The organism is Flavobacterium arsenatis (assembly GCF_031456785.1).
In the GTDB taxonomy this organism is placed as follows: Bacteria; Bacteroidota; Bacteroidia; order Flavobacteriales; family Flavobacteriaceae; genus Flavobacterium; species Flavobacterium arsenatis.
The window spans coordinates 113670-132327 of the sequence record NZ_JAVDVI010000007.1 but is presented as its reverse complement, the minus strand read 5'-3'; the positions used below and the strand labels follow the sequence as shown (position 1 = coordinate 132327).

Below are 18658 nucleotides of genomic sequence, written 5' to 3'. Positions count from 1 at the left end.
TAATGGACAAAAGCATCATTAACGACAACCCTAACCTATTAAACTCAATTATTGGTTTAATAGATACAACGCGTCATAATGTTGCCAAAACCGTAAATCAAGAATTAACTTTTTTGTATTGGAATATCGGCAAATACATCAACCAAGCAATTTTAAATAATACTAGAGCCGATTATGGCAAAAAGATAATTCCTTATTTGAGCATTGAACTTACACATCTTTATGGAACGGGTTTTAGCAAACGAAATCTTCAGGGTTTTATCAAATTAAGTGCTGTTTTCGAAGATGTTACAATTTTGCAGACACTGTCTGCAAAATTGAGTTGGTCTCATTTATACAATCTTATTTATATTGAAAACCCCATAAAAAGAGAATTCTATATCCAAATGGCAATTCATGAAAGATGGAGTGTCAGAACCTTACAGGAACGAATGGATAGTTTGCTTTTTGAACGAACCGCTATCAGCAAAAAACCTGAAGAAACGATTGTTCAAGAGTTGAAGACGCTAGAAGCTGACAAAAAAATAAGTCCTGATCTAGCTTTTCGAGACCCTTACTTTTTAGATTTTTTGGGACTTCGTGACACTTATTCTGAAAAAGATTTAGAAAGTACGATTTTGGCACAACTTCAATATTTTATTACTGAAATGGGAAGCGAATTTGCTTTCCTTGCACGTCAAAAAAGAATTACGATTGATAATGAAGATTTTTATATCGATTTGCTTTTCTACCACAGAGGATTAAAGCGCTTGGTGGCTATCGATCTAAAAATAGGAAAATTCAAAGCTGGATACAAAAGCCAAATGGAATTGTATCTGAAATGGCTAGAACATAATGAACAAAAAGAAGGAGAACATCAGCCGATTGGACTAATTCTTTGCAGTGAAAAATCGCCAGAACAAATCAATTATTTGATGCTCGACAATGACGAGCATATAAAAGTAGCAGAATATCTAACCCAATTACCCGATAAAAAACTATTGCTGGAAAAATTAGAAAAAGCCATTGCAATAGCAGAAAACAATACCCGAAAATAATGGATGACAATATAAAAAAAATTATTCCCTTTGCTAGAAAATATGATTTTCATATCGCATGGAACATCATTCACAATGTCCTTTATGCTTTATTTGGCTCAATAGGAATGCTAATGATTTTCCCTGTTTTGAAAGTGCTTTTCGGAAAGGAAGATAAAGTTACTAAATTACCTGAATACAAAGGTTTGGTTCATATTGATGATTATTTAAATGATACTCTCTTTTATTATGTAAGCCACTTTTCCGAAACTTATGGGGCTAATTACGCCTTGCTTTTAACAGTTTCATTGGTTGTAATAACTTTTTTATTCAAAAATTTATTTGGATACTTAGGCTTACAACATCTTACAAAGATAAAAACGGGTGTACTCCGTGATTTACGTGAAAAAATGTTCAAAAAAATCATTGAACTTCCGGTTCCTTATTATTCAGAAAAACGAAAAGGAGATGTAATGGCCAGAATGCTGGGTGATGTCAACGAAGTTCAAAATTCCTTCTTTATGATTTTAGAACTAATTGTAAAAGAACCTCTTACCATTTTATTTTCTTTAATTTTTATGATAAATATAAGCTGGAAACTGACTTTGTTTGTTTTTGTTTTTATTCCAATATCCGGATTTATCATTTCTAAAATAGGAAAATCATTAAAAGGAAAATCAACCAGAGCTCAACAAGAAAACGGATTCCTAATTTCTGTTGTTGAAGAAACTCTAACAGGTTTAAAAGTTGTAAAAGGTTACAATGCCGAAAATTTCTTTTCGAACACTTTCAATGGCTCAATTAATAGACTTTATACATTATCCAATAGCATCGGAAAGAAAAACAACTTGGCATCTCCAATGTCAGAATTCTTGGGAATAATTGTAATTTCTATCTTGCTTTTTTATGGCGGGAATTTAGTTTTGGTTGATAAATCTTTGGACGGTTCTTTGTTTATAGCCTACATAGGTCTGGCTTATAACATCTTGACTCCAGCAAAAGCAATTTCTAAAGCATCTTATCAGGTTAAAAATGGTTTGGCCGCAGCCGAAAGGGTTTTTGAAGTTTTAGAAGTAGAAAATACTATTCAAGATAAAGTTGATGCGGTTGAATTGCAGGATTTTAAAAATGAAATACACTTAAAAAACATCAATTTTTCTTATGGCGAAGAACCCGTTTTAAAGAATTTCTCGTTGACAATTCCGAAAGGAAAAACGGTAGCCTTAGTTGGACAATCCGGAAGTGGAAAAAGCACAATTGCCAATCTCTTGACCCGTTTTTATGATGTAAACAATGGCGAAATCCTCATTGATAATCATAATATAAAAGATGTTACAATGAAATCCTTGCGTGATTTGACTGGTTTAGTAACACAAGACAGTATTATGTTTAACGGCACCATCAAGGACAATATCCGACTTGGAAATCTAGATGCAACAGATGAAGAAGTCATCAATGCACTAAAAATTGCCAATGCCTACGAATTTGTAAAAGACCTCCCAAAAGGGATAGAAACCAATATCGGCGACAGCGGAAACAAACTTTCTGGCGGACAAAAACAGCGTCTTTCTATTGCGAGAGCGGTCTTGAAAAATCCTCCAATTATGATTTTGGATGAAGCAACTTCAGCTTTGGATACTGAAAGCGAACGATTGGTTCAGGATGCTTTGGAGAACATGATGCAAAACAGAACTTCGGTTGTAATCGCTCACAGACTTTCAACCATTCAAAAAGCCGATAAGATTGTGGTAATGCAAAAAGGCAAAATTGTAGAGCAAGGAACTCATGATGAACTTCTGGCTTTAAAAGGGACGTATTCTAAATTGGTTATGATGCAAAGCTTCGAATAACCTAAATTTTTTATTTTCTTAATTCAATCTTTAACTGGTTTTGACATTTTTATAAGTAATTTTAGAATATGTATATAGCCGACAAAAATATCAAACTCCCTGAAGATCCCAACACCATTGTTTGGAAATACTTGGACTTGTCAAAATTTGTCGATTTATTGCTCTATCGGAAATTGTTCATGTCGCGTTCTGATAAGTTTGAAGACCAATATGAAGGCACTTTCAGCGAACCGACTTTCGAGGAAATCAAGAAACTATCCATCAATAATCCCGGATTTTTAGAATATTATAAAACCCATCGCAAAAATGTGGTCATCAGCAGTTGGCATATCAACGAATATGAATCGTTTGCCATGTGGCAGATTTTTACCCAAAAAAGCGAAGGTTTGGCGATTCAATCAACTTTAGGAAGGATTCAAAATGCTTTGAATGCTGATATTGAATATGAACAACACATTGGCGAAGTAAATTATATCGACTACAAAAAAGAATATATTCCGTTTGACAACACCTTTTTTCCGTTTCTTTTCAAACGGAAAAGTTTTCAATATGAACGGGAAATCCGAATCATTTCCGATTTGACTTCCCATAATTTAGAAATCGACAACGGTCTAAAAATTGACGTGGATATTTGCAATCTTATCGAAAAAATTTATATTCATCCAAAATCCGAAAACTGGTACAAAAAGCTCGTCATTGATTTGGTAGAAAGACTTGGTTTCGATTTTACCATTGAAAAATCAGATCTTGAAAGTGATATCTTGATTTAATTTTCAGTGGATTGCATTTCAATTGAAGTATTTTTTTAAATTTACCTCAACCAAATCTGCAAGATGAAACTAGAATTCTACAAGCCTAAAAATAAATTACTCCATCCTTACATGGAAGGCTATTATTTCCTGACCAAAAAGGAAAGTGAACCAACCGTAGAATACCTTACGTTTCCTAATAATTTCAGCATCATATCGGTTTATCAAAACACGGAAATTGAATTTTTAGAGAACAAAGTCGTCATCAATGGAAAGAAAAATAAAGAATTTTCATCGGATTTAATCTGTCATTATAAAAAACCCATCAATGTGGTTTGCAAAGGCGAACTCAATGAAGTGACCTTCTACTTTAAGCCTTTGGGATTGAATGCGTTTCTGAACAAACCTTTATGTAATTTCACGAATGAATTCTTCTCGAACTTCATTCCGTTTGAAGATTACACACCCGAAATGATGTCGATTTTGGAAGAAAAAGAGATGGAAAATAAAAGAGATTTGATTGAAAAATATTGGCTTTCGAAATTGATAGATTTCAAACATCCATTTCTACATCAAGTTATTGATGATTTGACGAATGAAAGTAATGATTATTCGGTTGCAGAATTAGCCGACAAATACAAAACGAGCCGACAAAATTTGAGCAAGCATTTTGAAACACATCTTTGCAAAACACCATCTGATTTCAAGAAAATCCAACGTTTTAGAGAAGCGTTGAAATCAAAAATTGATAAAAAATCAGGCGAAAACCTTACCTCATTGAGCAATGATTTGTTGTTTTATGACCAATCGCATCTCATCAAAGATTTCAAATCACTAACTGGAATGACTCCTAAAGCCTTCTTCAAAAATATTTCCTCTCAAGAAGACGGAAAAATAAATTGGCTTTTCACGCAATAGATTACATTTTTACAATTTTAATCTAAAATATTGGCTTACATTTGTTAAAACAAAAACATAATCAAGATGATTTCAGTAATAATTAAGTTGATTTCGCTATTAGTTTCTATGGTAGTTAGTCTTTTTGAGTACTTTTTCTAGAACTTAGCAAATCGCAGTATGTTTTCTTAAACTGGTTTATAGCTTTCCAGTTTCCATTCTTTGGTAGATAAATCTACATAATAGTAAAGAATCACATCGTTTTTATCGAACTGACCATTTTTGTTGGTGTCTTCTATCGTCCTGAAATAAAGACGATTTTTCGATTCTACCAAATTCCAATCAATCAATTCCTGCATGTCGGGAGAAAGTTTCGTGAAATCTTTTCCGCTAATATCACTGATGTACAATGATTTTATATCACTAACATCTAGCTTGTTATCTTTATTGGTATCCATATCTGCAACAGCATATACCAAAAGTTGGTGTTTGGTTTTATCAAAAATCGTATTCAAGTAACTGGCTGTTTGAATCACCATCTTCTTATCCGTCAACGGTCGGATTTCAGTTGAATCTATGTGTTGGAATTTTAAATTTTGAAGAAAACCGGTAATTTCAAATCGGTTGTAATTTGAAATTGAAAAGCTAACCTTATCTGTATTCGACGAACCGTAGCTTGATTTTGCCCTTCCTTCATAAACCCTGTAATCGCCAATGGGGTGAATCAAATATTTTGTTCCTTCCATTTGGATCGGCAAATCGGCTATTTCGATTTGAGAAGAATCTATAGGTTGAGGTTTTGCAACTGTTGTGGAATCTGTTTTTTCGTAGGTAACTTTTGGTGTCACCACTTCCTCTTTACAGCTTGATAATGCTACAACAAAGAATCCAGCCAGAAGTATATGTAAGTTTTTCATAGTCATCAAAATTCAATTCAAATATAGTGATTTTTAAAACTTCCTTTTAGAATTAACTTATTTATAACCTCGCCGTCAATTTCAAATTGAAGACTCTAGTGGTCAAATAATTCGGAACTCCGTATTGATTTTTAGAATAAACATCACGAACCCAAGTGTTTGTAATGGCATTTTGATTATCAAATAAATTGAATATTTCAAATCCAAAAGATAAATCTTTAAAGTTTTTTAGCCAATGCCCATCGGGTCTTTTTGCATTATTTTCGGTCAAAACATAGGAGAACCCAACATCTGCCCGACGGTAATCACGCAAACGCGACTGATAGACATAAGGATCAGCATAAGAGGGTGAACCTCCTGGCAAACCTGTATTATAAACCAAATTCAAATATAATTTTACACTTGGAATATTTGGCATATAATCCTGAAACAAGATCCCGAACTTCAATCTTTGATCGGTTGGTCGGGCTATAAAACCTTTATTATCAATATTTTCTTCGGTTTTCATATAACCAAAACTCAACCACGATTCGGTTCCTGGAACAAACTCACCGTTCATTCTCAAATCCAAACCTTGAGCAAAAGCCGTTGCATTGTTTTGAGCTCTGTATCGAATTCTAACGTTCTCCAAAGTATAGGGATTCACGTCAGTTAATGATTTATAATAGGCTTCTGAAACCAATTTAAACGGTCGATTCCACATTTTGAAACTATAATCGTTGCTCAAAACGATATGAAAAGATTGTTGTGCTTTTACATCAGGATTAACCGCTCCGTTCATGTCTCTCAACTCACGGTAAAATGGTGGCTGATGATATAAACCTCCGGAAACCCTGAAAACCATATCCTTTTCCCAATTTGGCTTTATGGCAATGGAAGCTCTCGGACTAAATGTTGTTTGGCTTTTACCGTCTAAATTATCGCCTGAAACCTGCCAATTGTGTGCTCTAACTCCAGCATTGTACCAAATTTCGTGCTCACCAATTTCGTCCTTCCTACTCCATTGCAAATAGCCCGAAAGTCGGTCGATTTTTACATAATTTGTTGCTCTAACGTTTTGATACGGAACCAAAGGACCAACATAAGGATTGTAAGGTTGGTCGTTTTCAGGCAAATTCAAAATTGGCGGATTAATTTTAAAACCAGCAGAATCAATAACTTCCCATTCTACGATTCGATCTCGAATGTCTTCTCTTGTATATTTAAAACCCCATTCGATGTTATTTTTTTCTTTTTGATGAATTCCCTTTACTTCTGCATTAAAGATCAAGGCATCCAAATCGTTTCGTGCATGATTGAGCTGAGAACCAATTCCCTCCGAAAAATCGACACTCCCTAAATCATCCGAACCAATATTGGTGTTCACTTCCCCCAAACGGTATTGGGCAAAAATGTCAAAATATTCTTGTTCTGTCGTATGATAGGCCGAACCGATAAATTTCAAGGTAAAATTTTCTGTGGCTTGAAAAACCGATTTAAAAGCTCCGAAATACGTCTTGTATTCATCTTCTTCAATTCCGTCGTATAGCACCAACAATGCAATTGGATTGTCGATTGTTCCAAAATTCGTCTGACGGCTCAAAGGTTCATAACTGTATTTATTCTGCGAAATATTCCCCAGAAAACTCCATTGCCATTTTGTGGAAGGTGTGTATGTAAAATACGTTTGAACATCGGCAAAAGTAGGTCTGAAATTACTTTCGGTTTCTTGGCTGTTTACCAAAAGACTGTTGTCGCGGTAACGAACTCCTGTGATGTTGGTCCATTTTTGGTTGGGAGAAACACCTTCAACCGTGAGACTTCCGCCAAGGAAACTCGCTTCGGCCGAAGCTCCAAACTTGGTTGGAATCCTATAAGTAATATCCAAAACCGATGATAATTTATCGCCATATTTTGCCTGAAAACCTCCAGCCGAGAAGTCAACATTTTCAACCATATCCGTGTTGGTAAAACTCAAACCTTCTTGTTGCCCTGAACGAATTAAAAAAGGTCGATAGACTTCAATTTCATTTACATAGACAAGATTTTCATCATAATTTCCACCTCTAACATTATATTGACTACTCAATTCATTGTTTCCGCTTACACCTGCAAAAGTTTTCAGAATACTCTCGACACCAGGATTTGCAGAAGGATTTTTTCGGATGGTTGCCGGGTCGATGTTTTCAAGTCCTTGAGAACGTTTTCTATTTTTTGTATTGATGACAACATCGCTCAATTGTTCCGCATTTGTTTTCAAGACCGGATTGAATTCGAAGTTTTCATTCGTCTTTAAATTAACAACTTGTGAAGCTTGCTTCAAAGTAATATGGCTGAAGGAAATCCTGACATCCTCATTTGCAGGAACATTCAGCATATAATAGCCGTTTTTATCAGAAGATGTAAAACCATTCGAAAAAGTGATGTTTACATTTTCTACAGGTTTGCCGCTTTCATCCAAAACAACCCCTTGAATTCGGGCCGTTTGTGCAAAAGCACTGAAACTGAAGATAAAGAAAAAAAGAATCAGAAAGGTATATTGTGTTTTCAAGAGGACGTTTTATTATTGTTTTTGACTTCTAAAAAAATGAGTTTCAAAGATAGTAGAATTTCCAACATTATCAGAAACAACGACTTTTAAATCGTTCCTGCCTTCATTGATAAATCGCTCATCAAATTCATGTGTCAGCGTTTTGGTTTTATAATCATATTCAAACAAAATCCACTTTCCGTTGAGATATCCATTATAGCTTTTAATCCCCGATAGATTGTCGCTAATGGTCAGTTTTAAATTGTTTTGCTTGCTGAGCCATTTTCCTTCTGGAATATTTACTTGAGAAATTTTTGGAGGAGTCGTGTCTTTCGCTAATGCAAATTGCCCCAAATTTTTTGTGTAGGAAGTGAAAACGCTGTCTTTAATCTTTGTAAAATTAAAGCTCAAACTTTTGCCGGAAACCGAAGCGATAAACATTTTCTCCTTTTCTTCGGGAGAGAAACTGCTATTTTCAATCGTAACAGTAAAATTTTTATGAACAGGGACAGAATCATCATGAAAGGTTAACGTTTCGTTTTGCACATCAAAATTCAGATAAAAATCGTCATAGAAAGTTCCGGCTGGAACAAAAACCGACATATTGTCTTTCTTATAAATATTATCATTGTTGGCTTTCAAGAAATAATCGGTTTTCTTGACATTACTGGCGATTGTTGGAGCAATTGGCGAATATTGAATTGGAACATTGACCACTACTTTGTTATTGTTGAAATCGGAAACTTCAATCCTGTAATTGTTTGTGAGGTTTGGTTTTACTTCAATCACACCAAATTTCTCATTGGTTTTAATCAAACTCAACGGATAAGGATTAACCATAAACAAACGCTGAATCCTCACTCCCATTTTCTTAAATCTATAAAAATCGAGCAAGGCATTGATGTACCGACTTTCGTCGAAAGCAAACGTATTGAACTCATATCCAAAATGAGGATTTCCGTTTAGATAGGATTGCACTTTGAAAAGTCCGTTTTTATTGTAATTGAAATCGAAGGTATCATAAGCACTGATTCCAAAACCTACTTTTCCATTAACCAACACTTTCTCTGAAACATAACTTCCATCCGCTTGAAGCGAAATATTTAAAGTGATGGGTTGCAACGATTGATTTACAGTTGAATTTTCTCCAACAGGATATGCCATCAAAGTCGTAACAACTGGTTTTTTGGTATCCTTTATCAAAGCGTCAAACCCAAAAAGCAACGGATTAACAGGTTTTTCAGATTCGGTCTCTCTAATTTCAAAATGAAGATGTGGCCCACCCGAACCACCAGAATTTCCAGAAAAAGCAATGATTTCGCCTTGTTTTATTAGCAATTCTTCGGGCTTGAGAAACATTTCGATTTCGTAGGTTTCTTCCTTGTAATGATTGTCGCGAATGAAAGCTTCAATCGTTGGCGAAGCTTTTTTCAAATGACCATACACGGTTGTAAAACCATTTGGATGCGTGATATAAATTGCCTTTCCATAACCAAAAGTAGAAATCTTGATTCTTGACACGTAGCCATCTGCGGAAGCATAAACATTGAGTCCTTCTTTTTGTTGGGTTTTAAAATCCAAACCTGTATGAAAGTGATTGCTTCGCAATTCTCCAAAGGAACCTGAAAGTGAAAGCGGAATATCTAAAGGCGATTTGAAGTAATCTTTAGGATAATTAACTTGAGAAAAAACCGGCATGGCTAGTAGTAAAAAAAGCAATCTGAAAGTCATAGTAAACATTTTTGCTAATATAAAAAAAAGTCGCAATCTAAAATAAAAATCACATCATTTATAACTGGCTATTTTTCAAATTATTATAGCAAATGATAAGAAAATTTATAAAAAACAATTAAAAATATTGTATAATAAAATAGGAATACTAACTTTGTGAGATTAAGTAATGAATATTGCATCAATGAGTGAAATTGCGGAAATTGTTGATACTCTTGAAAATAGGCTTTCGAAACTTTTTACTAAATTGGACAATTTAGAGAGGACTTCGAAGGAGCTAGAACAGGAATTACAAAAATCTGCAACGATCATACAAAATCAATCCCGTGAGATTGAAACCTTGAAAGGAAAGTATGAAACACTCAAGATGGCCAATTCGTTGCTTGGCAGTGAAGATAATAAAAGAGATACAAAGCTTAAGATAAATTCATTAATTCGTGAAATTGATTACTGTATTGCACAGTTGTCTGACTAGTAAATATGGACGAAAAGCTTAAAATTAAAATATCAATTGCCGATAGAGTCTATCCGTTAACGGTGGATATGTCGCAGGAAGAAGGATTGAGAAGTGCTTCGAAAAAAATTGATATAATGATTAAGCAATTCGAAGAAAACTATGCTGTTCGGGACAAACAGGATGTTCTAGCCATGTGTGCTTTGCAATTTGCCTCTCAACTGGAGCAAAAGCAAATTGACAAATCGACAGACAACACGGAAACCAATGAAAGATTACAGAAGATAAATAATTTATTAGCACAATATCTCGACAAATAAACGTTCTTTAACATAGACTAAAATACTGCCTACATTAGTTCATATTTGGTAAACTCAACACTAACAATTTAGAATGAGCAAATCATCGTTACTATAGCAAGCCGTTTAAGTACGGAAGCTTGAACAACGAGTTAGCTCAAAACTTGTCCTTACGAGTTTATACAATCAATCTAATGTAGGCTTTTTTTATATACAAAAACAAAAACAAAATGGACAGTACACTAATTATAGTTATAGTAGGAATTGTGGGTCTTGCGGGAGGTTTTCTTATCGCAAAGATGATGGAAAAAAGCAATGTTTCCAACTTAATTAAGAATGCAAAAAAAGAAGCCACATCGATCTTAAAAGATGCAAACCTTGAAGCCGAAAACATCAAAAAAGACAAGATCCTTCAGGCAAAAGAAAAATTTATTGAGCTAAAAGCAGAACACGAACAAGTAATTCTTGGAAGAGATAAAAAAGTTGCAGAGGTTGAAAAAAGAGTTCGCGACAAAGAATCTTTAGTTTCGAATGAATTGGCTAAAGCCAAAAAGATCAACGATGATTTTGAAGCTAAAACCAAAGAATATCTTTCTAAAATAGAGATGCTTGACAGGAAGCAGCTTGAAGTTGATAAAATGCACAAAAGTCAGCTGGAGCAATTGGAAGTTATCTCTGGACTTTCGGCGGAAGAAGCTAAAAATCAATTGGTTGAAGGTTTAAAAGCAGAAGCCAAAAGCAGTGCAATGTCTTATTTGCAAGATACTCTGGAAGAAGCAAAACTTACCGCTCAACAAGAAGCCAAGAAAATCATCATCAACACAATACAAAGAGTTGGGACGGAAGAAGCAGTGGAAAATTGCGTTTCGGTTTTCAACATTGAATCAGATGATGTTAAAGGTAGAATCATTGGTCGTGAAGGTAGAAATATCCGTGCTTTGGAAGCTGCAACTGGTGTAGAAATTATAGTTGACGATACTCCAGAAGCGATTATCCTTTCTTGTTTTGATCCTGTTAGAAGAGAAATTGCTCGTTTGGCTCTACATAAATTGGTTACTGATGGAAGGATTCACCCAGCGAGAATTGAAGAAGTTGTGGCCAAAACTACAAAACAAATTGACGATGAAATCATTGAAGTTGGAAAAAGAACCGTTATTGATTTAGGCATCCACGGTTTGCATCCTGAATTGATCAAAGTAGTCGGTAGAATGAAATACCGTTCTTCTTACGGACAAAATTTATTGCAACACTCACGTGAGGTTTCTAAACTTTGCGGTATCATGGCAGCTGAATTAGGATTAAACGTAAAATTAGCCAAAAGAGCAGGTTTATTACACGATATTGGTAAAGTTCCGGACACAGAAAGCGATTTGCCTCACGCATTATTAGGTATGCAATGGGCTGAAAAATATGGAGAAAAAGAAGAAGTTTGCAACGCCATTGGAGCTCACCACGACGAGATTGAAATGAAATCATTGCTTTCGCCAATTGTTCAGGTTTGTGATGCGATTTCAGGTGCTAGACCAGGTGCTAGACGTCAGGTTTTGGATTCTTACATCCAACGTTTGAAAGACTTGGAAGAAATTGCATTCGGATTCCATGGTGTGAAAAATGCCTATGCGATTCAAGCCGGTAGAGAACTACGTGTTATCGTAGAAAGTGAAAAAGTTTCAGACGATAATGCTTCTACTCTATCATTTGATATTTCGCAGAAAATTCAAACCGAAATGACATATCCTGGTCAGGTTAAGGTTACTGTTATCAGGGAAACTAGAGCAGTGAATATTGCTAAATAACAAAACTAATTATATAAAAAAAAACGCCTCAATCGAGGCGTTTTTTTTATGCCTTTAATTTAAAAATATCTTGCAGATATCAGCTTCGTTTATTGGTTTGAGGAAATAATCGGAGATTTCATTTTCATAGACTTTAGCCCTATTTACATCTAAAACATCATTCGAAGAAGTTATGAGGTAAATTGGCATCTGCAGATTAAAATCGGCTTTAAGCTTCTTATACTCTTCAAGAAATTGCCATCCGTCCATAATTGGCATGTTTATGTCTAGCATTATCACATCTGGAATATTATTAGTGCTGATTTTCTCCTTGAGAATTTCCAATGCATCCAACCCATTTTCGCAAAAACATGGACATATTGAAATCTCATTTTTACTCAGCAGATTCTTCAAAATAAAGTGATAAATCTTGTCATCATCAACCACAAACACTTTCTTATAATTCTTCATTAAAATAAATTTTAAAACACGAACCTACGTTCACTTTACTTTCCACTTTTATTCTCCCCCCCATTGCTTCAATTTGATTCTTCGACATAAACAACCCAATTCCTCTTGAATTTGGGTGCCTGTGAAACGTTTTATACATACCAAAAAGTGCATCTCCGTTTTTTTCCAAATCAATTCCTAGTCCGTTATCGGATATCGAAAGGACTTTAACGCCATTTGCAGACTCTAAATGATAATGTATTTTTGGTATTCTTTCCGGATGAGAATATTTTACGGCATTTGTCGAAAAATTCAATAAAATACTTTCCAAATAAGCCGGATTGAAATAAACTGTTGCATCATCTGGAATATTAATTTGAATATCAACTTTGTGTTTTATAAATTCATCATTCAACAAATTAATCATCTTTCTTAAATATTGAGACAAATTAAGATGCTCTCTAATGGGCTTTAAATCTGAATGAATATCAACCAATTCCTTAAGATTTTCTATCGTCTCAGTTAGATCATTAGAGTTGGTTCGCATATAAAGAAGACTTTCGTCCTTTATATCCTGATCGGTTTCGGATTCAATTATATCCAAAAGCATCTTGAAATTTCCCGCATGCGATCTCAAATTATGCGATACAATATGTGCAAAATTCAGCAATCGTTTGTTCTGTTCACTTAATATTTCAAGTGTTCTTTTGAGTTCATGTTCCTTTTCAATCTGCCTTGAAATATCAGAATGCATCCCAATAACCCTCAAAGGTGTTCCTAAAGAATCTCGCTCAATAACTTTTCCCTTGCTTAAAATCCATCTGTAAGTTCCATCATTAGTCAGAACTCTTTGAAGGTTTTTATAGAAAGGCGTCTTATTTTCAAAATGATATTTGATGTCTTTTTGATATTTTTCGATATCATCCGGATGAATTCTATTGTCCCATTTATCAATTGAAAGCATGGCATCTTTTTCTTCGAAACCCAACATTTTCATGGATTGAGACGAAAAAAATACTTGATTTGTTGCCACATTAAGATCCCAAATTCCCTCTGAAGTAGCTTGCAAGGCAAACTCATATCGTTCTTCTGAAATTTTTAATTTTAATTCCTGCTTTACATTTTCGGTATTATCGCTAACGCGTCCGTAAAACACAAAATCATCCCCGTGTTTTTCTATTGTGGCATTAACCCTATACCATCTTAATCCTTTTGTTGGGAGGTTGCATCTGAAATCAAAAAACCAGGTTTCAAAATTCAGTTTTGCTTTTTGAATGGAATCCAGAAAAGTATTAAAGTCTTCAGGAATAATTTTTTTCTGAAGAACTTCGATAGTGTTTTGCTCTATTTCGGCTTCCGTTAGTTCAAAATGACTTATGACAGATTCACTCAAAAACGGAAACTTTATGATTCCATTATTGGTAATTGTCATTTGAAAAATTAAATCAGGAATTTGAGACAAGAGCTTGTCATAGAAAACTATCTTCTCTTTCCGTCTAAATGAATCCGGGAATTTATCTAATTTCATGTATTTAATTGGGGCTGAACATTTTGAAAAGACGAAATACTCGTATTAAACGGGTGCAAATTTACGCAAAATTTACATAGGAATCATTTTCTTGGATGAAATGCATTGACAATCTCCGACAAATGTTTCCTATCCATGTGGACATAAATTTCTGTGGTTGTGATTGATTCGTGACCAAGCATCAATTGTATGGAACGCAAATCGGCTCCATTTTCGAGAAGATGTGTTGCAAAGGAATGTCGCAAAGTGTGTGGACTTATGACTTTGTTAAGGTTTATTTTTACAGCCAAATCCTTAATTATGGTGAAAATCATTGCTCGTGTGAGTTGCTTTCCTCTTCGGTTGAGAAACAAAGTGTCTTCATGACCTTTTTGAATGTTGAGATGATTCCTGACCGTATTTCTATAAATTTGGATGTATTTTTCTGTCAATTTTCCAATAGGAACAAACCTTTGCTTGTTTCCTTTTCCTGTAACTTTTAGAAATCCTTCCTCAAAAAACAAATCAGAAATTTTCAACTCGGTTAGTTCTGAAACGCGAAGCCCACAACCGTATAGGGTTTCGAGCATTGCCCGGTTTCGTTCGCCTTCGTTGGAACTCAAATCGATGGCTCCAATCAACCTGTCGATATCTTCGATCGATAAAGTATCAGGCAATTTTCTTCCTATTCTGGGAGTTTCAATTAATTCTAGAGGATTTTCTGTTCTGTAATCTTCAAAAATCAGGTAGCTGAAAAAACTTTTCAATCCGGAAATTATTCTCGCTTGGGATCTTGGATTTACCTGCTTTGAAATTTCGTAAATGAATTGCTGTAGTGTTTCTTCGCTGATTTTTATGGGCGAAATTTCTATTTGATTTTCATCCAAGAAATTACAAAGCCGCTCAATATCAAAAGAATAATTATCGATTGTGTTTTGCGATAATCCTCTTTCGATTTTTAAATAGGATTGATAACTTTTGATGAATGATTTCCAGCTCATGTGGCAAATTACGAGAATTATTGGCAATAAAAAAACCTTTCTGTTCAAAGAAAGGCTTTCTGACATTTCTATAAAAACCACTACAATTCTTATTGCCTTTGATAAACCGAAGCATAAAACCCATCTTCAAATTCTTCTTCATAAACGGTCATTCTAGTATTGTTTTCTGAGAAAAGGACTTTATACTCTTCTGTCATATCGTCAAGCGAAAGTTTATAGATATTTGCTGCACCCATTTTTTGCCATTGTCCCTCATAAATTTCAGTATCAAAACCACAATACATATAGGTAAACTTAAAAGTTCCATTAGAGTTGAATAGCATAAATTCGTCATCGCAAGGTTCATTTTCTGATAGTTCAAATCCTGTTTCATCGAGATCACCGATATATTTCCAATTACCCACAATAACATTACCACCCCCACCTGTGTCTGAACCACTGTCATCCGAACCACATGAAACAATCGTCAAACAGACAATCGTTAGCATAAAAAATAATTTAATTGTTTTCATTTGTTTTGATTTTAAGTTATTGAAACAAAGTTACTTTTACTTAAAACCAATAAAAATACCTAACAGTAGTGATTTTTGAGCATAAAAAAACCACGCTAATTGCGTGGTTTAACTATGGGTCGTTATAAAAATATTAGAACTTAAATCCTAATGAGATTTGAAAGACACTGTTTTTTCCTTCTAGACCTTCTTCATCTTTTCCTAATTCACTCAAGCCTAAATTGTATCTTACTTCCGCAAAAATTTTATTAGTAAAATCATAACCTGCTCCAAAATTTAGACCAAAATCTAATTTATTAAGATTGTCTTTAGCATCCACTTCCAATGCTATTGACTCTACTTCTACTTTATCTTTTGCACCTACTAAAAATCCTATTTGAGGTCCAGCTTGCAGATTAAAACCATTCGCAACATAATATTTTGCCATCACTGGAATGTTCAGGTAATCATATTTTGCAGTAGCTTTAATGGTATAGTTTTCAAAACCATCAGACTCAGTATACTCAAGTTTTGTTCCTTGTTGAGAATAAAGCAATTCGGGCTGAATTGAAAATTTTTCGCTAATTTTAAATTCGACGAAACCTCCAAGATGAAAGCCTACTTTTGATTCTAAATCTTCTTCTACATCGCCAACTATTGTAGCAATATTAAGACCTGCTTTTGCTCCATAATTAATTTCTTGAGCATTTACTAATCCGAAAGTTAAAACCGTAAAAACTGATAGAATAATTTTTTTCATTTTATTTGTTTTTATTAATTAGGTAACAAATATATACGAATTTTCTTTATACCAATCTCATTAGTCGAAAAAAAATCTCACTAAATCCTGATTTAAACGAAGCATTTGATTGCATATTTGCCAACAAAATGTCCTTAAAATAATCCACCAAATTGAAAAAACAAACACCTGAAACAACTATTAATTATAATTTTAGGATATAAAAAAACCACGCAAATTGCGTGGTTTTAAATCTATTAAAGTTGAATTAGAATTTGTAAACAACTCCAAAGCTAATAGCTCTCAAATCGGCACCTAAACCAAATGTACTAGTTTTTTCTGCTCCATCTCCACCATTATCGTTAGAAGTATATCCTAAACCTGCCCAAGTTGCCTCGATAGCCCAATCATTAGATACGAAATAGCTCAAACCTAGTCCAACGTTAATACCAATTTCGTTTGCTTTAAAATCTGCACCTGGCAAATTATTTTTAATTGAGCTATAGTCTAAACCTGCTTGACCGAACAAAGAAAATTGAGAAGCTGGAGTAAAATAATATCTTCCAAATGCTCCAACTGTAAATGCTGAATTATCTACAGTATCAACACCAGCAACTTCTGCTTTGCTAGTTCCAAAGCCTAGTTTTCCACCAATGGCAATATTATCAGTCACAAAGTAACCGAATCTTGGCTCGATTTCAAATCCTGAAGATTTAGCTTCACCTGTTTTGGTAGATTCAATTGATAAAGCTCCTGAAATAAACATTGACCCTTTAGAGAATCCACCATTTCCATTTCCTTCCTGTGCGTTAGCAAAACCGAATGTCATTACGGCTAATGCTGATAAAATAACTTTTTTCATGTTTTTTGTTTTAAAATTGTTTATTCAAATTTATATTAATTTACGGTTGAGATTGAATTGAATTATTTCAGTTATCAACAAAGTTATCAACAATCAAATGTTTTTAAAAACTTCCTTATGCCTTAATACATAAAGCATTTACAATATAATACAATAAAAATGGCTTAAAAAAAGAATAAACTCATTTATAAAATGTTAATAAAATATAGGGGGAAAATTATTGTGTTAATAAAAAAGAGAGCTTTAAATTTTAATACCTTTTAATATAATTTTAATAATTTGTAAGAACTTATTTAGATAATTTTACATAAACTAAAACCCCTAGACATTATGAAAAAGTTATTTATTATGGCAATCCTATTTGTTGCCGGTTCAACGAGCATGAATGCTCAAGGAATAGATTTCGGAGTTAAAGCAGGAGCTAATTTTGCTAAGCTAGACGGAGAAGGATTTGAAGGAGACAACCTGACAAGCTTTCACGTTGGTGGATTGGTAGAAATCAACGTGTTTGAAAATTTCTCTGTACAACCTGAATTACTTTATTCTTCACAAGGAACAAAAGTAGACGGTGTTGGCGATTTTAAACTGGACTATATTTCAGTTCCTGTATTGGCTAAATTCTATTTGATTTCTGATAAATTGAGCCTTGAAGCCGGTCCACAGTTTTCATTTCTAATAAATGATAGTTCTCCAAGCGTAGAAGATCAATTAGAAACAAAATCATTTGACTTTGCCGCACTTGGAGGCTTGGCATTTGACATTACAAATAACGTATTCGTGCAAGCCCGATATGTTGCAGGTTTGACTGACACTTCAAAAGATGCTAAAATTACCAATCAAGTAATTCAGCTTTCTGTTGGATTGAAATTCTAATTCAATAAAAAATATTTAAGAAGCCGTTTCAAAATTTGGAACGGCTTTTTTGTTGCATAAAACTTCAATTTTACTATTTTTACTAAAAAACAAAAATGCAACTCATCATCATCAACGGTCCGAATCTTAACTTATTAGGAAAAAGAGAACCTGAAATTTATGGCAATCAAACTTTTGAAGATTATCTTCAACAATTGCGATTGAAATTTCCAAACGTAGATTTGCACCATTTTCAAAGCAATATTGAAGGTGAAATCATCAGCAAAATACAAGAAACAGGTTTTTCATTTGATGGAATCATTTTAAATGCAGCCGCTTATACTCATACTTCAGTTGGAATTGGAGATGCCGTAAAAGCAATTACAACTCCAGTAATTGAAGTGCATATTTCCAATACTTTCTCAAGGGAGGAATTCAGGCATCATTCCTATATTTCACCCAATGCAAAAGGAGTGATTCTTGGCTTTGGGCTTCAGAGTTATAGTCTAGCAATACAATCATTCCTTTAAAATATTCTATTAAAAGTCATAATTCCTTC

18 protein-coding genes are annotated in these 18658 nt (G+C 34.1%); 9 read left to right on the top strand and 9 right to left on the bottom strand.

All coding sequences use genetic code 11. The features are described 5' to 3' along the window. The first annotated feature begins 2 nt into the window (after positions 1-2). The 4 genes from J2X31_RS09605 (at position 3) to J2X31_RS09590 (ending at position 4533) form a co-directional block, all read left to right on the top strand. Positions 3-1037, top strand: coding sequence for a PDDEXK nuclease domain-containing protein (locus J2X31_RS09605; RefSeq protein WP_310026336.1), 1035 nt, complete (start codon positions 3-5; stop codon positions 1035-1037). Then, positions 1037-2866 carry an ABC transporter ATP-binding protein gene (locus tag J2X31_RS09600; protein ID WP_310026334.1) on the top strand — a complete coding sequence of 610 codons (1830 nt, stop codon included), beginning with the start codon at positions 1037-1039 and terminating at the stop codon, positions 2864-2866. Before J2X31_RS09605 ends, J2X31_RS09600 begins: the two co-directional genes overlap by 1 nt. A 68-nt stretch (positions 2867-2934) precedes the next feature. Continuing rightward, positions 2935-3636 (top strand): hypothetical protein, encoded by a 702-nt coding sequence (locus J2X31_RS09595; protein ID WP_310026333.1) that lies wholly within the window; start codon positions 2935-2937, stop codon positions 3634-3636. A 63-nt stretch (positions 3637-3699) separates the two neighbouring features. Next, a complete protein-coding gene (locus J2X31_RS09590) occupies positions 3700-4533 on the top strand; it encodes a helix-turn-helix domain-containing protein (RefSeq protein ID WP_310026331.1) in 834 nt (277 codons plus the stop codon). Positions 4534-4700: 167 nt separating this feature from the next. Here the strand turns inward: J2X31_RS09590 and J2X31_RS09585 are convergent, their stop codons facing one another. The 3 genes from J2X31_RS09585 to J2X31_RS09575 form a co-directional block, all read right to left on the bottom strand. Beyond that, positions 4701-5429: a CREC-EF hand family protein gene (locus J2X31_RS09585; protein WP_310026330.1), complete on the bottom strand. Its 729-nt coding sequence runs from the start codon at positions 5427-5429 to the stop codon at positions 4701-4703. A 61-nt stretch (positions 5430-5490) separates the two neighbouring features. Further along, entirely contained in the window at positions 5491-7959 is a 2469-nt protein-coding gene (locus J2X31_RS09580) for a TonB-dependent receptor (RefSeq protein WP_310026328.1), read from the bottom strand. 12 nt (positions 7960-7971) lie between these two features. Beyond that, positions 7972-9669 (bottom strand): M23 family metallopeptidase, encoded by a 1698-nt coding sequence (locus J2X31_RS09575; RefSeq protein ID WP_310026327.1) that lies wholly within the window; start codon positions 9667-9669, stop codon positions 7972-7974. Positions 9670-9853: 184 nt separating this feature from the next. On the opposite strand from J2X31_RS09575, the gene J2X31_RS09570 reads away from it, so the two are divergent. The 3 genes from J2X31_RS09570 to rny all read left to right on the top strand — a co-directional run bounded on the left by J2X31_RS09570 (position 9854) and on the right by rny (position 12218). Beyond that, positions 9854-10144, top strand: coding sequence for a coiled-coil domain-containing protein (locus J2X31_RS09570; RefSeq protein ID WP_310026326.1), 291 nt, complete (start codon positions 9854-9856; stop codon positions 10142-10144). Between the two features lie 5 nt (positions 10145-10149). Further along, a complete protein-coding gene (locus J2X31_RS09565; RefSeq protein ID WP_310026325.1) occupies positions 10150-10443 on the top strand; it encodes a cell division protein ZapA in 294 nt (97 codons plus the stop codon). Positions 10444-10652: 209 nt separating this feature from the next. Continuing rightward, a complete protein-coding gene (rny, locus tag J2X31_RS09555) occupies positions 10653-12218 on the top strand; it encodes a ribonuclease Y (protein WP_310026323.1) in 1566 nt (521 codons plus the stop codon). A gap of 54 nt (positions 12219-12272) precedes the next feature. Here the strand turns inward: rny and J2X31_RS09550 are convergent, their stop codons facing one another. The 6 genes from J2X31_RS09550 to J2X31_RS09525 all read right to left on the bottom strand — a co-directional run bounded on the left by J2X31_RS09550 (position 12273) and on the right by J2X31_RS09525 (position 17247). After that, positions 12273-12668 (bottom strand): response regulator, encoded by a 396-nt coding sequence (locus J2X31_RS09550; RefSeq protein WP_310026322.1) that lies wholly within the window; start codon positions 12666-12668, stop codon positions 12273-12275. Then, positions 12655-14175: a sensor histidine kinase gene (locus J2X31_RS09545; RefSeq protein ID WP_310026320.1), complete on the bottom strand. Its 1521-nt coding sequence runs from the start codon at positions 14173-14175 to the stop codon at positions 12655-12657. The genes J2X31_RS09550 and J2X31_RS09545 overlap by 14 nt, the downstream gene beginning before the upstream one ends. A gap of 83 nt (positions 14176-14258) precedes the next feature. Further along, positions 14259-15155 carry a site-specific tyrosine recombinase XerD gene (xerD, locus tag J2X31_RS09540; RefSeq protein WP_310026472.1) on the bottom strand — a complete coding sequence of 299 codons (897 nt, stop codon included), beginning with the start codon at positions 15153-15155 and terminating at the stop codon, positions 14259-14261. Positions 15156-15244: 89 nt separating this feature from the next. Then, positions 15245-15667 (bottom strand): hypothetical protein, encoded by a 423-nt coding sequence (locus tag J2X31_RS09535; RefSeq protein WP_310026319.1) that lies wholly within the window; start codon positions 15665-15667, stop codon positions 15245-15247. 133 nt (positions 15668-15800) lie between these two features. Then, complete coding sequence (locus tag J2X31_RS09530; RefSeq protein ID WP_310026318.1) at positions 15801-16406, bottom strand: porin family protein; 606 nt, start codon at positions 16404-16406, stop codon at positions 15801-15803. A gap of 247 nt (positions 16407-16653) precedes the next feature. Beyond that, positions 16654-17247 (bottom strand): porin family protein, encoded by a 594-nt coding sequence (locus J2X31_RS09525; protein ID WP_310026317.1) that lies wholly within the window; start codon positions 17245-17247, stop codon positions 16654-16656. A gap of 330 nt (positions 17248-17577) precedes the next feature. On the opposite strand from J2X31_RS09525, the gene J2X31_RS09520 reads away from it, so the two are divergent. Together J2X31_RS09520 and aroQ are read left to right on the top strand one after the other, a co-directional pair. Next, positions 17578-18120: a porin family protein gene (locus J2X31_RS09520; RefSeq protein WP_310026316.1), complete on the top strand. Its 543-nt coding sequence runs from the start codon at positions 17578-17580 to the stop codon at positions 18118-18120. 95 nt (positions 18121-18215) lie between these two features. Continuing rightward, positions 18216-18629: a type II 3-dehydroquinate dehydratase gene (gene aroQ, locus J2X31_RS09515; protein WP_310026314.1), complete on the top strand. Its 414-nt coding sequence runs from the start codon at positions 18216-18218 to the stop codon at positions 18627-18629. Positions 18630-18658: the final 29 nt, after the last annotated feature.